We start from the raw sequence: 20,929 nt of genomic DNA, 5'->3' as shown, positions 1-20,929 counted from the left end.
GTAAAACTTCGTGCTTATTTACCTTCGCGAATTGCCGCTACCAGATCATCAAGCTTCACGGTTTGTTGCTCACCCGTATCCATCGACTTGAGGGCGATCTCACCACGCTCCAGCTCGTCGTCACCAAGGATGGCGGTATAGCGGGATTTGAAACGGTCAGCTGATTTCATCTGTGCTTTCATCTTGCGGCCCAGATAATCACGTTCACCAGACAGTCCAGACTGACGAAGTTTGAACAACAGACGGTTCACTTCACGATCAGCAGCCTCTCCCAGAGCAACAAAGTACACATCCAGTGGAGCCAGCGTAGTAACCTCAATATTTTGGTGCTCCAGAATCAGTTGAATACGCTCCAGACCAATACCGAAGCCGATGCCCGGCTGATCAGGTCCCCCGATATCTCCAACCAGACCATTGTAACGACCACCGCCGCCAACCGTATCTATTGCTCCAATACCTTGGGCTTTTAATTCAAACGCAGTCAGTGTGTAATAATCCAAGCCCCGTACCAGACGATTGTTCACAGCATAATCCACTCCGAAATCATCCAGGTATGCCTGCAGCTTGGCAAAGTGATTCAAAGACTCTTCATCCAGGCTATCCAGTATGGACGGTGCCCCAACGAATTTGTCCTGATCGACTTTACAGTCGAGTACACGCAGCGGATTACGCTCCATGCGGGACTGGCAGTCCTTACACAGGCTGTCTTTCATCGGTCTAAGGAACCCAAGTAACGTCTCGCGGTATTCTGCACGGCTGGTTGAGTTGCCAACGGAGTTGATCTCCACTTTGACATCCTTCAAGCCGAGTTCTACACACAACTGGTAACCTAGTGCGATTACTTCCGCATCAATCGCAGGGTCCAGCGCACCGATGGCTTCTACACCAAACTGGTGGAACTGACGCTGACGGCCTGCCTGCGGACGCTCATACCGGAACATCGGACCGATGTAATAGAGCTTGCTCACATCCGGTTCGCCGTAGATTTTATTCTCTACATACGCACGGACAACACCTGCTGTTCCCTCTGGACGAAGAGTCATGCTGCGATTGCCTTTGTCATCAAAGGTATACATTTCTTTCTCAACGATATCGGTAGTCTCTCCTACACCGCGTACAAATAAAGAAGTCTGTTCAAAGATCGGTGTACGAATCTCACGGTAATTAAACCGTCGACACAGATCTCGTGCTTTTTCTTCTACGTACTGCCATTTCTCGACAACTCCAGGCAGTAAGTCCTGCGTTCCAGTCGGTTTTTGAAAAGCCATCGTTCATCCCTCCAGCATTGATTTTCTCTATATAACAAAAAAATCCCTCGCCCTGTCTGCTATGTATAGCAAACAAAGGGACGAGAGATTGTGTAATATACATTCACCCGTGGTACCACCCACATTCCGGAATCCTGACACTTTAGCCGCTCAGGTCTCATCTGATGATCAGGAATGTCAAACTCACCTAGGATCAAGCAGATTTTCCGCTCTACGTGTAACGCACGTCCTGCGCAGGCCAGCTACTGGTCAACAGATCAAGTCTGCTGTGTTCGCTGTCTGTTCTCGGGGAAGTCATTCGTCCGCTCATCAAGAGAATCCTTACAGCCTGGGGATTCCTCTCTGGTCATGTGGGCACGGAGTACTTGGTCCCGTCATCAAATCAATAATATAGTTCAAGAAACGACTTAAGTTGACTATAGTCAACGTATTATTTTCTGATTGTAATGAACCGCAGTGCTAAAGTCAAGGGATAACATGAAAGTTAGCACAAAAAAAGTTTCGCTCATACTGACGGAAGAAGAATGAGTCATAGTATTTCCTATGATGAAAGTTGCCAGTGTGCGCTGGGTGCTGCGGACGGCCTTAGCCATAGCAGGGGAAGGCCCCCCCCCTTTCTATGGCTTCGATCCGCTCACTGGTACATAAAAAGTGAGGGCTATTCCACCCAACGCCTCACTTTAATACGTTTCAATTCAGGGTTTGATTGGTAAGGTGTAGTAATCAAAAGCTATATCAAGCAGGGCACCTAGCTTCTTGGCGACTCAAAGTTTGTTTGGACCGGAAATCAACAGTCTGATTCGAATTAATCTTCGTATCCGGGTCTACAATGCCTTGAGAAACAAGCGCAGTGATCGCATCAACCGCCCATGAATCCGTTTTGCCGATCAGTTTAACATTCGTTCCAGGCGCTGCATGCTTCAGATTTTGAATCATAACTGCCGCCATTTGTCTTGTAATTAAGGACTTTGGTTGAAAATTGGGAATTCCCTCTATCATCCGTTTCTTATTCTCACGAAATTCATCCGGAAACGTATGCATACCATGGGCGCGTAGCAATACATCCGAAAATTCTCCCTGTGTCATCTTTCCTTTTGGATCAAAGCGGTTACCTGACTGGGCTCCCATAATGTCTAATCCGTTTAGATTATCAATATACGATTTATATACACTGTTATTGGGCACATCGGAAAATGCAGTTTTCATCTTTACTTTTTGAGCATGAGCAACGAAATCCATTCCTTTAGGATTCGTATAATAGAAATAGGTGATATCGCCGGATTTATCTTTCTTGAATGCCATTTTATTACCGGCTTCATCCTCAAATAGAAGCGGATGAACCATTTTCAGCGTATGCTTGCCGGTAGTCCCCGTTTCCATCAACAAATTCCCATTCGCATAAGAAATTTTAGTCCTTATCGAATGTAAACGTGTGTTTTTGTATAATCCAACGTAAGCTTGAGCTGCTTGCTTGCTTACGTTCGAATAGGTGGATGGCTGTGTTTTTACAGTCTTAGGAAAATAGTGATTCATAAATGCCTCGTACACATCTAGACTCATCATTGAATCGTTGTTGTAAGACAAGTAAATAGCAGTATTCTTCTCTGGCAAGATAGCAATCAAAGAGGAATGCCCCGGAACATTTCCCCCTTTGAGTATCACATGCTGCCCATTCATTACATTGTTAAAGTACCCTTCAAAACCAACGGTTGTGATGGGGATTGTAGGATCAGCGTAAACCTGATAGGTATGCATCAAATCGATACTTTTTGGGCTGACGATTTCTTTGCCTTCAAACTCTCCTTTGTTTAAGTGCATAATCAAGTACTTGGCCATGTCTCCACCTGTTGAAGTCATGCCTCCCTCAGGCTTCTCGGACGGTGCGAATCCCATTGTCGGCTGGAGCTCACCACTCGGTCCATAGTGTGCAGCCACATTGGATAATACCTCAGGAGTTAATCTAACACTGGTCTTGTTCATCCCTAATGGTTTGAATACATTTTTCTCCATATATTGAGAATAAGGCATGCCACTTACGTTCTCTACTGCATATCCCGCCAACATAAAACCATAATTGTCATACGTATAAGCTTCTCCCGGAGGTCTTACCACAGTCGGTATATTCTGATTGAGATACCCCTTCATTGGAATGTCCTTATTCAAATACTCAACCGAAAAATCAGTCACGATATCCGGCAAGTCCACCCCGCTCGTATAGGTAAGCAGATCGAACATCGTCAGCGGTTTTCCCGTTTTATTAGGTACTTTCATTTCGCCGAGATATTCTTGGATATCATGCTTAAGATCGATCTTCCCTTGATCGACAAGCTGCATAGCCGCCAATGCTGTAAAAGACTTGGTAACAGATCCAATTTGGAAAACAGTATCTTTATCAACGGGTACCTTCTTTTCCTTATCTGCATAACCGTACCCTTTACTTAAAAGCACTTTCCCATCCTTAACGACTACAAAATTGGAGCCGACAGTATTATATTTTTTCATCTTATCCGCAAATACAGAATTAGCGAACGCCTCTACTTCCTTTGAATCTTTTGGCCCTTCCAAACTGACTTTCTCTGTTGATTTCTGATCTGATGCAACTGCACCATTAGTAGCTGTACAACCTGTTACGATACTCGCAGATATTAGTAGAACTGCAAGACTGGTATTGCGAATTGCCTTTCTCATGTTTCCTATCTCCCTTTATCATATTTGCCCTATGACCACTTGGCCTACCCAGTATTGCAAAGCGTTTGTCATACGAACAAGTTGCATTTCGTCACCACTTCCTCTGGTTCCCCTAGTAATGTCATATGACATTTTCTCACTGGATTAAGTGACACGAGAATCGGTATGATTTGGCTATTACATTGAAGGGACGATGGAACATTCATGAATAAAACGATCCGTTGCTTTTTCCAAAATGGATACTTCTTATTGCTCACTTTTGCTACAGGATTATTTTACTTTTGCTTTTACTTGATTACTTTGACTTTAGGTTTAGGTCTTTCTTTTACAGTCGCAGGCATTCCCCTGCTCACACAAGTATTGCGAACCACGCTAACCTTCGTGCAATTCGAACGTATACAAACGAAGATATACACCGATATCACCACTCAGCCTTACGAACGGAGAATAAGATCAGAGCAATCCTTATGGGCTCAGGCTAAAGAGGAACTTATGAATATACGTAACTGGGTCGCGATCTATTGGTTGATGATGAAGCTATGGATTGGTCTTCTATGTCTCCTATGTGCTGCTTTGCTCTGCCTGATGCCTCTTTTGTTAATGCTAACTCCGCTGTTCTTTCCTATCTTTGATATCCAATTTTTTGGGATACAGATAGATACCTTCATGAAATCTCTTTTTATTATGGCTATGGGGGTTATTTTCGCTTTTATAAGTTCCTGGATATTAAAGGTCTTGGTTCTTCTAATCGGCGGCTACACGCGTCAAATGACAAAAAGCTTGAACCGATAGTTACTGTGTTACAATTTACATTAGAAATCTTTACGCAGAAATTGTCATATAATCGGATTTAGATTTAATATTGTAAATAAAAAGACATAGAAGACTGAGTATCTTGGGGTGAGGAACTTGTTTGAAACGGTAAAACAGTGGTTCTGGTATGACTGGATCATGTTCATATTTCGGCTTATTTTTAGTATTTCTCTCATGTTCACCACCGTACAGTTGCATGAGCAGATCCCCCTCCCGCTTTGGGCTTTGATTTTTTGGCAGGTTTTCGCTTTTTCTGTTCCCTGGCTTTGTTTGCAGCTCAGCTATAAATATTATCTGCTTACAGAAATTATTTTTTCGGGCGGACTATGCTTGTATTTATCATCTTTGTTTCCTGAAGCTTATCTCGCGTTTCTGACCTATGCTTTTCTGATTGCGGTGAATAGCGCTCGTCAATCCTATCGTTGGACAGGGCCCATAACGATCCTGCTCTTGCCGATTTTGATTAATGTGTTATCCCATCAGAGCAATTATTGGGTCATGATGATCCAAATTGGACTCGCTTATGCCATTGGATTTGCCTTTCATTTGCTGGTGGTCAATCATCGACAGAGTGAAATCATCCGGGAACAGAATACGGTCCTACAACAGTATTTTTCCCAAATTGAACGCATCACGCTAGCCGAAGAACGTGATCGGCTGTCCAAAGATCTCCATGATACCATCGGACATTCCTATTTACCTCTATCATCATGGGGTTAGAAACATTGCGTCCTGAACTTTCTACAGAAACAGGGAAACAGAAGGTCGGTTCTTTGTTGAATCTAGCCCGCAGAAGTCTAAAAGAAGTCAGAGGATACTTGCATCAGATAGAATCCCCGCAGGAGATACTGCCGATAATTCAATCGTTGCAGCAATTAGTAGAAGATTTTCAAGCACAAGCAAGAGTAAACGTTCATTTCCGAACCTTTGGAGAGGAATACCCATTACCCAAGCTGGCCAAGATGGCCTTCTATCGTTGTTTGCAGGAATCCTTAACTAACGCCGTACGGCATGGGGAGTCCACGGAAATCACCGCTACTCTAAAATTTGAGCAACGGCAAGCTAGACTGGAAATTCAGGACAACGGTAAAGGAATGGAAGAATGGCAGGATGGCTTTGGTTTGAACGCGATGAAAGAGCGCACCATGAATCTGCAAGGGCAAGTTTCTGTTTATTCCGAACCCGGGGAAGGAACGCTCGTGACTTGCACATTGCCAAGACAAGTGGAATTATCGGATGAGGTTATTCGCTTACTGATTGTGGATGACCAACCCTTCATCCGGGAAAGCCTGCGGACCATTCTGGAGGGGCACAATGATCTGCAAGTGGTCGGAATGTCTGAGGACGGCTTACAAGCCATTGAGAGATGTGAACAGGATCAACCCCAGGTGGTACTCTTGGATTTGGACATGCCCAATATGGATGGAATTTCAGCAGCCAAAGTAATTAAACAAAAATGGCCGCACATTCGAATTCTAGTGCTAACCACGTTTCAGGATACTGAACAGGCCCTTGAAGTTCTGCGAAGCGGAGCAGATGGCTACTTATTGAAATCTATTGAACCCCGTGAACTTGCTGAAACGATTCGTCTTGTCTATCGCGGGGGCACACTGATTGATCAAGAGATGTCGCATAAATTATTTGAAAAGCTCGAAATGGACAAGACTGGAAATAAAATGTTGGAACCCAATACATCGGAGAACTTCGGCCTGACTTCAAGGGAAATGGAAATATTACAGCTTGTTTGCAAAGGTCTACGCTATAAAACCATTGCCGCCAAATTATATTTATCTGATGGCACAGTGAGGAACTATGCCTCCGCAATCTATATGAAATTGGGCGTTCGTAATCGGGAAGAAGCTGTACAAAAAGCAATAGAAGCTGGATTCATCAGATGAATTCCAACTTCTATTGCCTTCTCATACCTCTATTGTTTTAGCATCCACTTCAGCAAGTCCGGCGCGCTCGCCCATAGCCGGGAGTGCATAATGACATATTCAATCGCTTCGTCGGAATCGCCCAATCCGACAAAATCAGGGAGGTTATGCGGCAGTCTCTTCAAACCTAGCAGGTAATCAGGCACATGCTTGTTCACACCCCGAGCCACACGGTACAGCATTTTGAGTTGGGAGGTGATCCCGTTCTTCTTATACTCCAGAATGATCTGGTCATAAGCAAAGGCAGTAGCAGCGTCACCTTTTCCATACTTCTCTAGCAATTGCTCTGCCTGATCCAATTGGTTGCTGTACAAATACACAGCAGCGAGCAGGTAACGTGCTCCGGTATTGTCTTCCGTATTAAGCTCTAGCATATGCTCCAGGATCTGTGCTGCTTCTTTCGTATCTCCGCCAAACCAGCAGGATTCGGCATAGCTTTTGCATATCCGGATATAGGGACGAGTCTCATGAAGCCCCCAGAAGTCCCCTTTGTTCTCCTCAAAGAACAGTTCGCCCAGTTCACGTTTGCCAGCAGCGATTCCTTCCTTGAGGTAAGATCGTGCATCATTCTCATTGTCCGATTCCTCAGCTAGAATAAGATACGCATCAGAGCTGTCAGGATACATCTCCAGCGCTGTTTCCGCCAGATGTACTCTCCGTTTGGAAGAGCTCGCTTCCCTCGCCTTAGACAGCAGAGCCTGTGCTTTGTCTTTCGATGTGCCTGGACCGTTCAGCATCAATAGCTCGTCCGTTTCACCGCCCATGCCGTATTCTTCGATGTAACTATTCATCTCCTTAACCTTCCGGGAGATCGTGCCTGTCGTTACCTCATATTTATCAGCCAGCTCAGCCTTTGAGACATTGAAGCCGTATTCCTCGGACAGCAAATACTCAATTGCAGCAGAGAACGAGCCTGTCTTCTTCACAGTAGGGCGGGTCTGACGGGAGTAGCCGTTCCATAACACCAGAGCTTCCAAAATTACCTCTGGCTCGTATTGGTTCCTCATGTTCTCAGTAGTCTGCAGGGCCAGCTGTTCGTGAGCCGGGTGCTCCCATTTCAAATCGCTTGCCACCATCTTTTTCAGCTTGGTCAAGGTCAGTTTGCTCTCAGGCTGAATGGAGGCTTCCCGAACCGGTTGCTCCGTTGATATTATCCCCAGTATGGATTCTACTGCAGAGGACTCCTTATTCAGACAACATTTCTTATATTTTTTCCCACTACCGCATGGGCATAAATCATTTCTTCCAACCTTACTCAAAACTAATTCCCCCTTAAATCTGTCTCTAGCCATTCGCATGAGAACTCTGTTGCTTTAGCATTGTAGGTGTCATTTCTCAAACGAGGCATTCTATATAACTTTCAAATTCCATCGATCAAGCAGAAACAGCTGTCCCGTATTTATATAAAAAAGGCGGGGCCGTTTCAGCGAGTATATGTTCATCTGGAATATGACGGATCACTCTGGCGATGAGTTCCTCATACTCTCTGTCATAGGATTGGATTCGCCTGAACCCAATCGCTGGAGCTAGATTTACCGTCCAATGTAGCCCAACTATGAAAACAATTCGCTGTAGAATATATAAACCCATCTCTCTATTCTAGCAAAAATTGAATAAAGGGGTAAGCTCTACCCAAAACATACACATTCTCAGCTCAAAAAAAATAGCCTGCACACGGTGTGCAGGCTCAAAGGATATATAAAAAAAGGGGGTCATGTGTGTTATTATAAGCCCACTATGTTAAAGGCTTATGTATCTAATATTACAGTAATATTACAAAAATGATAGCGCTTTATAAATTAGTTTTTAATATCCTCCTGATTAAAAAGCCCTTGCACATCACTCGACTGTGTGGTCGAGCAGTGCAAGGGCCAAGAAGTATCTACACGTTAATTCAAATCTTCCACATAGGCATGGTTGGAACGAAGCTTATGAACAATCTCGTCATAATCCTCATCTCTTACTTTGGCAGACAGAACATAATGCAGATCATCATAATCGGCCGAAGACACATCTGCAGCGTTCAGCAGGTCTCCATCCTCATTCACTCTGTCACGAGTATCCCGTTCTGCATCACGGTCCACATTGGCTACAACAGGGATCACATTTTCGCTAGCTGGAACACCAGGGGCTGCACCTACACCCATTGCACCGTTGGTACCTACGCCACCTGCTGTATTATAAGGCACCAGTGGCACCATAACACGCGTGTCTCTACCTACCGCACTGTCCAGTTGACCTACTTCCAAATGCTCTGTACGGAACGTTTGGAGCGAAGTTCTTGCTCCCTCTGCCTCGTCCTCGGTTCGAAAATACGCCTGAATATGTTTTGTCATGTCAAACCCTCCTTTTTCGGAATGAAATGCAACGTGAAGTTTGTAAACGTCACGATGTAACGTAGTTAAGATACATCAATATATGTCAGTTGCACTAGCTGAAGTTATATAACTTTTAGCAGTTCACGTACAAACGCTGGCTCATCTTCAGGCGTACGGGATGTAATATAGTTTCCATCCACAACGGCCTCATGATCCTTGAACTCTGCCCCTGCGTTTACCATGTCATCCTTAAGCGGTGGATAGGATGTAATCGTGCGGCCTTTCAACAGACCGGCACTAGCCAAAATTTGCGGACCATGGCAGATCGCTGCGATTGGTTTCTTCGCACTGTTGATCTCGGTGACAAACTTCAAAATGTGCGCATCACTTCGCAAATTCTCAGGGGATGATCCACCAGGAATCACGACTGCATCATAATCTGAAGCGGATGCATCACCAATCGCCTTATCTGTGGTATAGGAGGCCTTTCCTCCTTTACCTTTAAGGGTCTCACCGGCTTTTAATCCGATAATCTCCACTTCATGTCCAGCTTTTTTTACTTCGTCATACGGGACCTGCATCTCCGAATCTTCAAAGTCATTCGCCAATAAAAAAGCAACTTTACTCATAACGTATGTTCTCCTTTCCGTGTTCGAACTTTCTTTATAAAATCGGGTCTTGCAGTACATTGGTGTACTTCGTTGTGCCTCGTTTTGTTATTACCCTCACCAGAGCAATTTATAACAATTCAATGTAATTTCATTTTGTACGAAGTCGTCAAACAAACACTTAAAAAGTTCTACTCACGACAAAAAGTCCTGACTCGGGAAGGAATCAGGACTTTTTCAGAATCTGTATAATCCAAATATCGGATGTTTATATCCCTGTGTAAACATTCAAGATCGCGGAAGATGACTCTGCTTCCCTTTGTCCGAATCCTGAAGTGCCCAGATCGTTGCAACATACTCAGCAGCCGAACGGGCAAGGTGCAATGATTCATACAGGTTGCCAGGGAGTAACAAAGGTTCTGTACGGGTACGTGTTTCTTTCGCAGATTGGCGCATAATTGGATGGATACTCCTTTGATCATGAAATAGTCATCAACGAATTATCCCTTATTATGGCCTGAACCCCATGGAATTATGCACTTGGTTCCTGACGAACTGGACTTTCAAGCATCAAAGTCACGGGTCCCCAGTTGGTAAATGTTACATCCATCATCGCTCCGAAACGCCCGGTTTCCACCTGAATACCTTTATCCCGTAGCAGTTGATTAAACGTTTCATATAACAGTTCTGCCGCTTCAGGTCGGGCCGCAGCCGCAAAGCTTGGGCGCTTTCCTTTGCGACAATCTCCGTACAGGGTGAACTGGGAAACAGACAATACAGCACCGCCTACATCAAGCAGACTGAGATTCATCTTCTCCTGATCATCCTCAAATATCCGCAACCCACTAACTTTGTCAGCCAGATACTGGGCATCCTTCGCGGTATCCTCATGGGTAATGCCCACAAGCAGCATTAATCCGGATTCGATCTTACCTGTCAGCTCGTCTCCCACAGTCACCTGAGCCTCTTTACAGCGTTGTACAAGCACCCTCATCTTACAGGCTCCTTACTGCATAATCCGATGCACCGAATAGACATCTTTCACACGTTTGATCCGTTCTACAACGGATTGCAGATGATCCGTATTACGAATCAGAATTGTGACGTGCACCAATGCTAATTTATTTTTATCTGTCCGTCCTGTAACGGCAGATATATTGGTTTTACTTTCAGATACAGCCTGAAGTACCTCATTGAGCAAGCCATTCCGATCATGGCCTGTAATCTCAATATCCACACTGTAACTTGCTTCGATATTCTCTTCCCACTCGACCTCAATAACACGTGCTGCTTCTTCACCGTCTGCACTTGTAGGGATATTCGGACAGTCACTACGGTGTACGGAAACGCCGCGTCCGCGTGTAACGTATCCGATAATGTCATCCCCAGGTACAGGATTACAGCAACGTGCGAATCGAACAAGCAGATTATCGATGCCTTTGACACGAATACCGTTGGTTGGTCGATTTCTGCGCTCAGGCGCAGGTTTCAGCTCGCGCATCTCGGAATTTAATTCCAGCAAACTGGACTCTTCCTGCTCTTTACGCAGTTTTTCGGTTGCTTTGGTTACAATCTGTGCAGCAGTAATCCCACCGAATCCAACAGCCGCAAGCATGTCATCAATATCGTTAAACGCATATTTTTTGGCAGCTTCCATCAACTTGTCATCCGTCATCCACGCAGAAGGATCAAGCCCCATGCGTTTCAGTTCACGCTCACAGCTCTCCCGACCTTTTTCAACGTTTTCTTCACGGCGTTCCTTCTTGAACCATTGCTTGATCTTTGCTCGTGCATGAGAAGATTTCGCAATTTTCATCCAGTCCTGGCTCGGTCCGTAAGAATGTTTGGACGTCAAAATTTCGATGATATCACCTGTCTTTAGATGATAATCGAGCGGAACAATCCGACCGTTTACTTTGGCACCAATGGTCCGATTACCAACCTCCGTATGGATTCGATAAGCAAAATCCAAAGGAACAGAGCCGATTGGCAATTCGATGACTTCTCCTTTTGGCGTAAATACAAATACCAGATCCGAGAAGAAATCCATTTTGAGTGACTCTACGAATTCTGATGCATCCTGTGCTTCGTTTTGAAGTTCAAGAATTTCACGGAAGAACGTAATCTTATCTTCAAAATGATTTCCGTTCGCAGCGCCTTCTTTGTAGGCCCAGTGGGCAGCAATACCAAATTCAGCAGTCCGGTGCATATCCCATGTCCGGATCTGTACTTCTGTTGGTTCGCCATTGGGACCAACTACCGTTGTATGCAGCGATTGATACATGTTCGCCTTCGGCATCGCAATGTAGTCTTTGAAGCGTCCAGGCATCGGTTTCCATAGCGTGTGTATAATTCCCAGGGTAGCATAACAATCCTTGATATTATCCACAATAATACGAATGGCAAGCAGATCATAAATTTCGTTAAACTGCTTGTTTTTGGTAGTCATTTTCTTGAACACGCTGTAGATATGTTTCGGGCGACCCGAAAGGTCTGCCTGAATTCCCATCTCATCGAGCTTGTTCGTAATTCCATCCATAACCGTATCAATATATTGCTCCCGTTCCGCACGTTTTTTGTGCATCAGGTTTGCAATTCGGTAATACTGCTGCGGATTCAAATAACGGAGGGCGATGTCCTCCATTTCCCATTTGATTGCAGAGATACCCAAACGGTTTGCAATCGGACAGAAAATTTCCAGCGTTTCATATGAAATCCGGCGCTGGCTTTCTTCCGACTGAAATTTGAGTGTCCGCATATTATGCAGACGGTCAGCCAATTTAATCACGATGACACGGATGTCCTGCGCCATGGCGATGAACATTTTGCGGTAGTTCTCGTTCTGCTGTTCTTCCTTGGAGCGAAACTGAATACGTTCCAGTTTCGTCAAGCCGTCAACAAGCATGGCACACGTATTGCCGAAATGATTGCGGATCTCTTCAAGTGAGACCGTAGTATCCTCTACTACATCATGAAGAAGCGCTGCTATTATGGAGATGGTGTCCATCTGCATGTTCACAACAATGTCGGCAACCGCAAGCGGATGCAGAATATACGGTTCTCCCGATTTTCGCGTCTGTCCATGGTGGGCCTGATCAGCAAATTCGTAAGCTTCTCGTATGCGCACCAGATCGGGTTCTTTGATATATGCCCCGGCCTTCTCGAGTAATTGCTCTATGCCCATTCTGATCTGTTCCGTGTCCTTTCTATACCAAATGGAACCCGTGACAGTGCTGCAACACAGGTTCCCCGTAAAAGTAATTTCCTATAATTATGACGCTTCGCCCGTTTCCCGTCAACTGCTGACGAATAAGAGCGCTTATCCAATTTTTATATAGGTGATCTGAATTACTTTTAACCCGTTTCCCTATGACTCACAGGGGATTGGATGTATTTCTTATTTCTTATGTATTATTGCCGTTATTTGCTGAAATAGAAGGAAAATTCATGAAAATATAAATTCCATCGCTCTGCTACGTCAAAAATGTTATTGCTTAATTAAGAGAAACTCTGTAATCTATTGAAAGTTTGTGTTTCGGAAAAGGAGATGAAATTCATTGCAACGCGAAATTCAGGTTAATCAAAAGATGCCACTTGGCTCAGGTTCACTGCTTAGCCTTCAGCATTTGTTCGCCATGTTTGGCAGTACGGTACTTGTACCAAACCTGTTCGGTGTTGATCCAAGTATGATCCTGCTTATGAACGGAATTGGAACACTGTTGTACATACTGATGTGTAAAGGAAAGATCCCTGCATATCTCGGGTCCAGTTTTGCCTTTATTGCACCTGTCACAATGGTATTAAAACAACATCCTGAGAATGGCTACTCCATGGCACTTGGAGCTTTTATCATAACAGGACTTGTTTTCTGTTTCGTGGCCCTCATTATTAAATTTGCGGGTACCGGATGGATTAACGTAGTCTTCCCACCAGCAGTTATGGGTGCCATCGTTGCTCTGATCGGTCTGGAGCTTGTACCTGTTGCAGCTGGTATGGCAGGATTGATTAACTCTGATCCTGTTGCTAACCCGAACTGGGTGCCGCAGGCCAAACCCATTATTTTATCCATGGCCACGCTTGGTATCACTGTCATTGGAGCCGTAACATTCCGTGGATTCCCCAAAATCATTCATATTCTAATCGGTATTGTAGTCGGTTATATCCTTGGCTATTCTATGGGTCTGGTTGATAAACAGGCTATTGCAAACGCTGATTTCATCTCACTACCAACCGTAACAACGCCTACATTTGACTGGTCCGTTATTTTCACCATTTTACCTGTAGCGCTTGTGGTTATCGTTGAACATATTGGACATTTGCTTGTAACGAGCAGCATTGTAGGCAAAGATCTTTCGAAAGACCCTGGGCTTCATCGTTCCCTGCTTGGTAATGGGGTCTCCACCATTCTGTCCGGGTTTGTAGGATCTACTCCTAATACAACCTATGGTGAGAACATCGGTGTTATGGCACTGACTCGCGTATACTCCACATATGTCATTGGTGGCGCAGCAGTCATTGCAATCGTACTCTCCTTCTCAGGAACATTCTCGGCGCTTGTAGCCAATATCCCTGTGCCTGTTATGGGTGGCGTATCCCTGCTTCTGTTCGGGGTTATCGCAGCATCCGGTCTGCGTATTCTGGTTGAACAGAAAGTCGATTTTGCCAAACCGACCAATCTTCTGCTTACTACACTTGTACTGGTCATTGGGCTAAGTGGTACAGAAGTTACCTTCTACGGTATTCATCTGAAAGGGATGGCACTGGCAACCATCGTCGGAATCCTGATGAGCTTGTTGTTCAAACTGTTTGAAGTGCTGGGTTGGTTGAATGACGATTCGCGTAAACAGCCTATCACTGAAAAAACGCCCGATTAATTTGCATCGTATACACATCAAAAAGCCTGTTCTCCCTAACCTTACGGTTGGAAGAACAGGCTTTTTGATAATCATTAATGCTGTATATTATTTCCCGGGAAACGGAAAAAACAATTCATGTTTCATCACAGCGGTACATGTAGAGATTTCAGCTTAATAATTCATCAATGTGAATACATCGATTTCTGGCAATTTAGCACGACCATTCAGATCAGACAGCTCAATCAGGAAGGCAGCTCCGACAACTTTCCCACCCAATTGTTCAATCAAGTTGATGGAAGTTGCAATCGTTCCACCCGTTGCGAGCAGATCATCTGCGATCAGGACATTTTGACCTTTTTCAATCGCATCTGTGTGCATCGCGAGTGTATCTTTGCCATACTCGAGATCATAACCAACTTCAATCGTCTCTCCAGGCAGTTTTCCACTTTTGCGAATCGGAGCAAAACCGACACCAAGAGCGTATGCCAGAGGGGCGCCCACAACGAAACCACGTGCTTCAGGTCCAGCAATAACGTCAATTTTGAGATCAGAAACCATCACTTTCAGTTCATTGATCGCATTGCGGTACATTTCTCCATCCTTCAACAATGTTGTAATGTCCTTAAAGCTGATTCCCGGTTGTGGAAAGTCAGGAATGACACGAATATAATCTTTAAAATCCAAAATAATCTCCTCCTAAAATAAATACACAAACTTCCATCTAAGATACGCCCTTCATCCGGGATATCATCCATTGTGTCAGTTGCGGTGTGGCTGCATCCAGCATCACCTGTTCTATCTCGGCCATATTTTCGAGCGCCTGATAGTGACGTGAAGCGGTTAGTTCACGCTTAGGCGGGTTATCCACAAACGCAATTTTGCCGTTATCACGGGTAATGAAGGATAACTCTTCGAATACATCCAACATCATCGTAATCATGCGCGGCGAACAACCACACTGACGACTGAGCACAGGAGTAATCTCTTGTTCCTCCACGGGTTCAGCTTTCCATTTCAACACCTGCATATAAATACGCTTAAAGAGATCTCTGGAAGGCATCTGAAGGCGATCTCGGCGGTTGCCTGATCCGTGCAGAAGGATGATATTCTCAGCTCCACTGAACAAAGCCAGCATGGCATTAAGTTGTTCCGGGGTTTCCGGCGTATCAAACACAAATAACGTCCGGACTTGTTCCTGTCCATAATGCTGTGCAGCAGCATTACATGGAAATAACCCGACCTTTCTATCATATACCCAAAGGCAAGGTTCATACAATGAATTTCCCTCGGAAACATCTGTTTCTTTCCGAACAATAGCACCAACAGAACCAGATTTATATCGCAGATGCACCTCAAGTGAGTTCAAGAAATGCTTCATCGCATTCAATGGCTCGGCATTACCGCGCAAATCAAATACTTGGACCTGAGGAACATGAATGTCCTGAAGCATCAATTGAGGTTTTCTCATCCCATTCCATTCATTAATGGACAGTTCTCCCATCACATCAATAACGGAACCTGGGAGAAGGAACTCTGCTAACGCTCCCTTACCAAAAGCCACCGTTTCCAGTTGCTGACCATCTTGCTCCAGAACCAATTTCAGATGGCGTTTCTCTCGTCCCATCGTTCTGGTTTCCTTCACAGTCACGCTTCTCAACACAAACCGTGGCGAAGGATTGCTCATACCGAAAGGCTGCAATCTGTCAATCTCCTGGATGACTTTCAGTGGAACATCACTGATTCTGCATTCATCATCCGCAAGACGTTGAGGTACAAAGTCCTCTTCAGTTAATACAGATGCAGCAAACTCATTCAAACCAGCCTCAAGTTCTTCCAGCTGATCCCGATGCAAGGTCATACCTGCTGCAGCAGGATGTCCCCCGTAATGGTCCATAGTATGTTTATTGACTGTGAGCGCCTGATAGATATCCAAGCCCTCAATGGAGCGCGCAGAGCCCTTGCAGACCCCACTCTCTGGATCGATCCCAAGGATAAGTGTAGGTCGGTAATAACGCTCCAGCAATTTGGAAGCCACAATACCAACCACTCCGACGTTCCAGCCCTCTCCAGCCAATACGATTACATCTGGAACGGACCCTGAACGAAGCTGTATCTTTTGTTCCAACTGTGCCGTTGCTTCTTGTAATATGCCCTCTACGACTTGCTGCCGCTCCCGATTCAATAGATCAAGCTGGCCCGCAAGCGTATGAGCTTCATCCAAATTCTCGGTAGTGAGAAGGGATACCGCTCTCCCGGCATGATCCAAACGTCCACTGGCATTAATACGAGGTGCCATGGCAAAGGCAATATTAATTGAAGTCACCTGACTCTGGTCCACACCACTGATTTCCAGCAATGCACTTACACCAGGAAGACGTGAACCACGCATCGATTCTATTCCATAACTAACGATAACCCGGTTCTCCCCTTCCAAAGGCATCAGATCGGCAACGGTGCCGATGGCGGCAATCTCCATCCATTCACCGGGCACTTCCCCGATTAATGCCTGAGCGAGCTTCAAGGCTACTCCCGCTCCTGCCAAACCTTTAAAAGGATACGGGCATCCCGGAAGTTTTGGATTAATAAGTGTAAAGGCTTCGGGCAAAATTTCAGGCGGTTCGTGGTGATCTGTCACAATGACTTCGATGCCCAGCGTGGCCGCATAGGCAATCTGTTCAACAGCACTGATTCCGGTGTCCACGGTAATAATCAATGAAACGCCTTGTTGATGGGCCCAATCCAAAGCATGGTTGTGCAATCCATACCCTTCATTCGAGCGATGAGGGATATATATATCGTACGAAGCCCCAAGATGACGCATCAAATGGATCATGAGCGATGTGCTGGATACGCCATCAGCGTCATAATCCCCGTAGATCAAAATATGTTCTTCCCGCTCCAATGCCAGCTTGATACGTGGTACAGCTTCATTCATGCCGAGGAGCAGATAGGGATCATGCATCTGATTAAGGTCAGGATGCAAAAAACGTTCGGCCTCCTTCTCATTGTGCACTCCTCGACTCACAAGCAAACGTCCAACAAGGGGTGAAACGGAAAGCGCCTGCGAGAGTCCCGCAGCCGCCTCCAAATCGATATTCGGTGTATTCCACCGGTATTGCGAATAAAGCAATGATAACGCTCCTTTCCTGATCTACTGGACCCGCGCTTCACTACTGAATTAATGTCGCTTCGTGATCGGGCAGTTCATGATTGGATTTATAGGGATAACCTGGATCATAAGGTATCGCTTGAATCTGTACTTCTTTCACATGACTGAACCGAGTTAACAGTAGAGTCTTGGCCCGATTAGCAATTTCCTGTGCTTCTAGTATCGAGATTCTCGGGTTCACACTAATGACCAGCTCAATCGTAACGTCATGTTCCTGTTCACGTGCAACCAAATGCTCAATGGTAATGATGCCATATACCCGCTGTACGGTCTCTTTGAAATCGGACGCTTCTTCCTGCTCCAGTTCCTGAACAAGTGAACCATATACCGTGTCCACAATCATTCGGTAACCCTTGTGAAGCACAAAACAGGAAGCAATCAACGCAGCCGTGGGGTCCAGGTAGAGCAACATGCTCAAGCCCGTCTCTTCACCAGCCATCGAACCGATAATACCGATTAATACGGCGAGCGAGCAATAGAGTGCACGGCGATGTTGCTGTGCATAGGTCAGCGCCTGAGACTGATTTCGTTTACGGAAATATCTGTACTGAAATTGAAAAATAGCTTCCTTCACAGCCAAAGCTGCAACAGCCACCAAAAGTACCGACTTGCCAGGTGCTTCCGGTTCACTCCCGGATAGACTACCCAATGCAGAGATGGCAAGCTGCAATCCACCCATGAGGATCAGGACAGATAACAATACTGAGATCCCGGGTCTAGCAACACGTGAATGTTCTTTAAACCGTCCCCTGCGAGCCTTGCTCTTATCGCGTACAGACTTGGAGGGAAAGAGACCAGCCAGGGCAGAACCAGCTTCAGAAGCAGAATACAAGCCGTCAGCGAGCAATGATTTGCTGTTTGCCATATAACCGACTCCCGCTTTGATCACCGCAAGTCCCATATTACCGGCAATACCGCTCCATGTGGCAGCCTGAGCTGATGGGATATGTTCTCTGGTCATGAATATTCCCCCTTAATTCTGTACATAAAGTTGCAAAACCGCGCCTGGCAGACGCGGCTTCACAATAAGATGTTTAGTTAGATTCTTTAGCTACTGTTTTTGGCTTATCCACTTGTTTACCTTTGAGCATCAACCATAGTGGAGCAGCGATATAGATTGAAGAATATGCGCCAAACAGTGTTCCGATAACCATCGCAAGCGAGAACATGCGAATGGATTCTCCACCAAATATGAACAAACAGATTGAAGCTGCAAACACGGTGAATGTTGTATTCAGGGAACGTGTCATCGTTTGAGCCAAACTGCGATTGACTACCTCGCGTAGGTCGGCTTTGGTTGTCTTTTTGGCAAAACGCAGATTCTCACGAATCCGGTCAAAGATAACGATCGTATCGTTGATCGAAAACCCAACAATGGTCAATACTGCAGTAATAAAGGTCAGATCGACTTCCAAACGGAAGATAGAGAACACACTTATTACAACAAATGCATCATGGAAGAGTGCGATAACCGCAGCCAAACCAAAGCGCCACTCAAACCGGATCGCAACATAGATCATGATCCCGATACTTGCAATGAGTACCGCGTAGATCGCGTTGCGCTCCAATTCTTTGGCCATCTCTGGATCAACGGTATTTACTTCATAGGAAGCCGATGCATCCAGTTTGGTAAATTCCTGTTTAAATTTGCTCTCTTGGGTCTCATCCAATTCATTGGAGAAACGAACATTTACACGGTCAGCCCCCGGTGTAATGGTAACATCACCCTCATCAACACCGATGTCCTTAACGATAGGTTTAATCTGCTCCGCTGTGATTGCTTTGGATACCGAGATATCCACATTCGATCCAGCACGGAAATCAACCGCATAATTCAAACCCAAAGCCAGAATGCTAATGATCCCCGTAACCGTCAGAATAATCGAGAAGATATAGGCAATCTTACTACCTTTAACGTAATCAAAATTCCAATTAAAGCGCACGAATTTCACTCTCCTTCACTCCGAAGTACTTAGGCTTCTTCAACACGTTACCCCGTACAAGCAGGGTCAACAGGAAGCGGGAGAAGAAAATATTCGTGATAATACTGGTGACAATATCAAAAATCAGCACGAGTGCAAAACCTTTAACCGCACCTGTTCCCAAGAAGAACATAACAGCCGCAGCAATAATGGTTGTGATGTTGGAGTCAATGATTGTTCGGAAGGAATGTTTACCACCCGCTTTAACCGAAGACAAGATCGACTTACCACTGCGCATCTCTTCTTTAATCCGTTCGTACGTGATGATATTGGCATCCACCGCCATCCCTATACCCAGGATAAACGCCGCAATACCTGGAAGGGTAAGCACGAATTCTCCTAAATAGAAGATTGCAAGTACCAGCCACGTATGTGTGATCAAGGCAAAACTCGCAATAATACCAGGAATGCGATAAAGCCCAATCATGAACACTAGAATAATAACGGAACCAATCAATCCCGCTTTAATGGTCTGATCCAGAGAAAGCTTACCAAGTGTTGCACCAACACTTTGTGAATACTTCTCTGTAAGTTTCAGTGGCAATGCACCCAGGTTAATGGTGTCACGAAGCTGGTTTGCTTCGTCACGTGTGTAAGCACCCGAAATCTGAGCGGAACCATCTGTCAACTGTTGTCTAACGGTTGGAGCAGATAGAAGCTCATCGTCCAAATAAATAGCGAGAGGTTGTCCGATCAAACGTTTGGTAATCTCGGAAAATTTGGCTTTGTCTTTCACTTGAATGTCAATCATCGGCTCATTCAATTGAGTGAACACAACTTTGGCTGCATTCTCAACAAATTCATTTCCGCGAAGCTCAATTTTGGTGTATTCGCCTTCCTTGTCGTTCTCAGCTTTACTACGGAAGGTCAAAACAGCCGGCTCTTTCATTTTGGCTCTAACTTCAGCCTCATCCGTAACCCCTGCCAACTTCAATCGAATCCGGTTGCTTCCTTCAGTGGTTACCTCCGGTTCGCTTGTTCCGAGCGCGTTGGCGCGGCTTTCAAGACTTTTGGCCGTTTGCACCAAAGATGCTTTGGTGACTTGTTGACCTGCTTCGAGCGGCTCTGCTTCATATAAGATCTCGTAGCCTCCCTTTAAATCAAGGCCCAAGCGTATATTTTTGAGCAGTTCCGGGCTTGTTCCCACCATTACCCCTGTGGTGACAAGCACGACCAGAATGAAACTGATAATTCTTTTCATGCCGTTCCTAGATCCCCTTTCGTTCTCAATATTCCTATTATAGCGATGCCGTAAAAAGCAGTCAATTTTCAACAAAAAAGATCCCTTTC

At 45.2% G+C, this 20,929-nt stretch carries 14 protein-coding genes and 2 pseudogenes; 3 read left to right on the top strand and 13 right to left on the bottom strand.

Features of this window, described 5'->3' with window-relative positions; genetic code table 11:
* Nucleotides 1-14: 14 nt before the first annotated feature.
* Both hisS and ACDJ59_RS02115 read right to left on the bottom strand, forming a co-directional pair.
* Nucleotides 15-1,268, bottom strand: a complete 1,254-nt coding sequence (gene hisS / locus ACDJ59_RS02120) for a histidine--tRNA ligase (protein WP_017686789.1) — start codon at nt 1,266-1,268, stop codon at nt 15-17.
* Nucleotides 1,269-1,963: 695 nt separating this feature from the next.
* Nucleotides 1,964-3,956: pseudogene (locus ACDJ59_RS02115) on the bottom strand (serine hydrolase).
* Between the two features lie 204 nt (nt 3,957-4,160).
* Here ACDJ59_RS02115 and ACDJ59_RS02110 point away from each other — a divergent pair.
* Nucleotides 4,161-4,748 (top strand): sensor domain-containing protein, encoded by a 588-nt coding sequence (locus ACDJ59_RS02110; protein WP_413407463.1) that lies wholly within the window; start codon nt 4,161-4,163, stop codon nt 4,746-4,748.
* 117 nt (nt 4,749-4,865) lie between these two features.
* A pseudogene (locus tag ACDJ59_RS02105) lies at nt 4,866-6,667 on the top strand (response regulator).
* A gap of 29 nt (nt 6,668-6,696) precedes the next feature.
* Here ACDJ59_RS02105 and ACDJ59_RS02100 read toward each other — a convergent pair.
* The 6 genes from ACDJ59_RS02100 to ACDJ59_RS02075 form a co-directional block, all read right to left on the bottom strand.
* Nucleotides 6,697-7,965, bottom strand: a complete 1,269-nt coding sequence (locus ACDJ59_RS02100; protein WP_413407462.1) for an SEC-C metal-binding domain-containing protein — start codon at nt 7,963-7,965, stop codon at nt 6,697-6,699.
* Between the two features lie 630 nt (nt 7,966-8,595).
* Nucleotides 8,596-9,042 carry a hypothetical protein gene (locus tag ACDJ59_RS02095; RefSeq protein ID WP_036616903.1) on the bottom strand — a complete coding sequence of 149 codons (447 nt, stop codon included), beginning with the start codon at nt 9,040-9,042 and terminating at the stop codon, nt 8,596-8,598.
* A 104-nt stretch (nt 9,043-9,146) separates the two neighbouring features.
* A complete protein-coding gene (locus ACDJ59_RS02090; RefSeq protein WP_036616900.1) occupies nt 9,147-9,653 on the bottom strand; it encodes a type 1 glutamine amidotransferase domain-containing protein in 507 nt (168 codons plus the stop codon).
* A 267-nt stretch (nt 9,654-9,920) separates the two neighbouring features.
* Nucleotides 9,921-10,088 (bottom strand): hypothetical protein, encoded by a 168-nt coding sequence (locus ACDJ59_RS02085; RefSeq protein ID WP_156946186.1) that lies wholly within the window; start codon nt 10,086-10,088, stop codon nt 9,921-9,923.
* Nucleotides 10,089-10,164: 76 nt separating this feature from the next.
* On the bottom strand, nt 10,165-10,626 hold the full coding sequence (gene dtd / locus ACDJ59_RS02080) for a D-aminoacyl-tRNA deacylase (protein WP_339185966.1): 462 nt from the start codon (nt 10,624-10,626) through the stop codon (nt 10,165-10,167).
* A gap of 12 nt (nt 10,627-10,638) precedes the next feature.
* Nucleotides 10,639-12,816 carry a RelA/SpoT family protein gene (locus ACDJ59_RS02075; RefSeq protein WP_036616894.1) on the bottom strand — a complete coding sequence of 726 codons (2,178 nt, stop codon included), beginning with the start codon at nt 12,814-12,816 and terminating at the stop codon, nt 10,639-10,641.
* Nucleotides 12,817-13,189: 373 nt separating this feature from the next.
* On the opposite strand from ACDJ59_RS02075, the gene uraA reads away from it, so the two are divergent.
* Nucleotides 13,190-14,506, top strand: coding sequence for a uracil permease (gene uraA, locus ACDJ59_RS02070; RefSeq protein WP_413407461.1), 1,317 nt, complete (start codon nt 13,190-13,192; stop codon nt 14,504-14,506).
* A 153-nt stretch (nt 14,507-14,659) separates the two neighbouring features.
* Here uraA and ACDJ59_RS02065 read toward each other — a convergent pair whose 3' ends face one another.
* The 5 genes from ACDJ59_RS02065 to secD all read right to left on the bottom strand — a co-directional run bounded on the left by ACDJ59_RS02065 (nt 14,660) and on the right by secD (nt 20,840).
* Complete coding sequence (locus ACDJ59_RS02065; protein WP_017686780.1) at nt 14,660-15,172, bottom strand: adenine phosphoribosyltransferase; 513 nt, start codon at nt 15,170-15,172, stop codon at nt 14,660-14,662.
* 37 nt (nt 15,173-15,209) lie between these two features.
* Nucleotides 15,210-17,618 carry a single-stranded-DNA-specific exonuclease RecJ gene (recJ, locus tag ACDJ59_RS02060; protein ID WP_413407460.1) on the bottom strand — a complete coding sequence of 803 codons (2,409 nt, stop codon included), beginning with the start codon at nt 17,616-17,618 and terminating at the stop codon, nt 15,210-15,212.
* Between the two features lie 40 nt (nt 17,619-17,658).
* On the bottom strand, nt 17,659-18,618 hold the full coding sequence (locus ACDJ59_RS02055; RefSeq protein WP_413407459.1) for a cation diffusion facilitator family transporter: 960 nt from the start codon (nt 18,616-18,618) through the stop codon (nt 17,659-17,661).
* Nucleotides 18,619-18,691: 73 nt separating this feature from the next.
* The gene (secF, locus tag ACDJ59_RS02050) at nt 18,692-19,600 is read right to left on the bottom strand and encodes a protein translocase subunit SecF (RefSeq protein WP_413407458.1); all 909 of its coding nucleotides are present in this window, start codon (nt 19,598-19,600) and stop codon (nt 18,692-18,694) included.
* Nucleotides 19,590-20,840, bottom strand: coding sequence for a protein translocase subunit SecD (gene secD / locus ACDJ59_RS02045; RefSeq protein WP_051447453.1), 1,251 nt, complete (start codon nt 20,838-20,840; stop codon nt 19,590-19,592). The genes secF and secD overlap by 11 nt, the downstream gene beginning before the upstream one ends.
* Nucleotides 20,841-20,929 lie beyond the last annotated feature (89 nt).

Source organism: Paenibacillus amylolyticus (genome assembly GCF_047302515.1).
In the GTDB taxonomy this organism is placed as follows: Bacteria; Bacillota; Bacilli; order Paenibacillales; family Paenibacillaceae; genus Paenibacillus; species Paenibacillus amylolyticus_G.
Note: the sequence above shows the minus strand (reverse complement) of the source record. Positions and strands in the feature narration are given on the sequence as shown.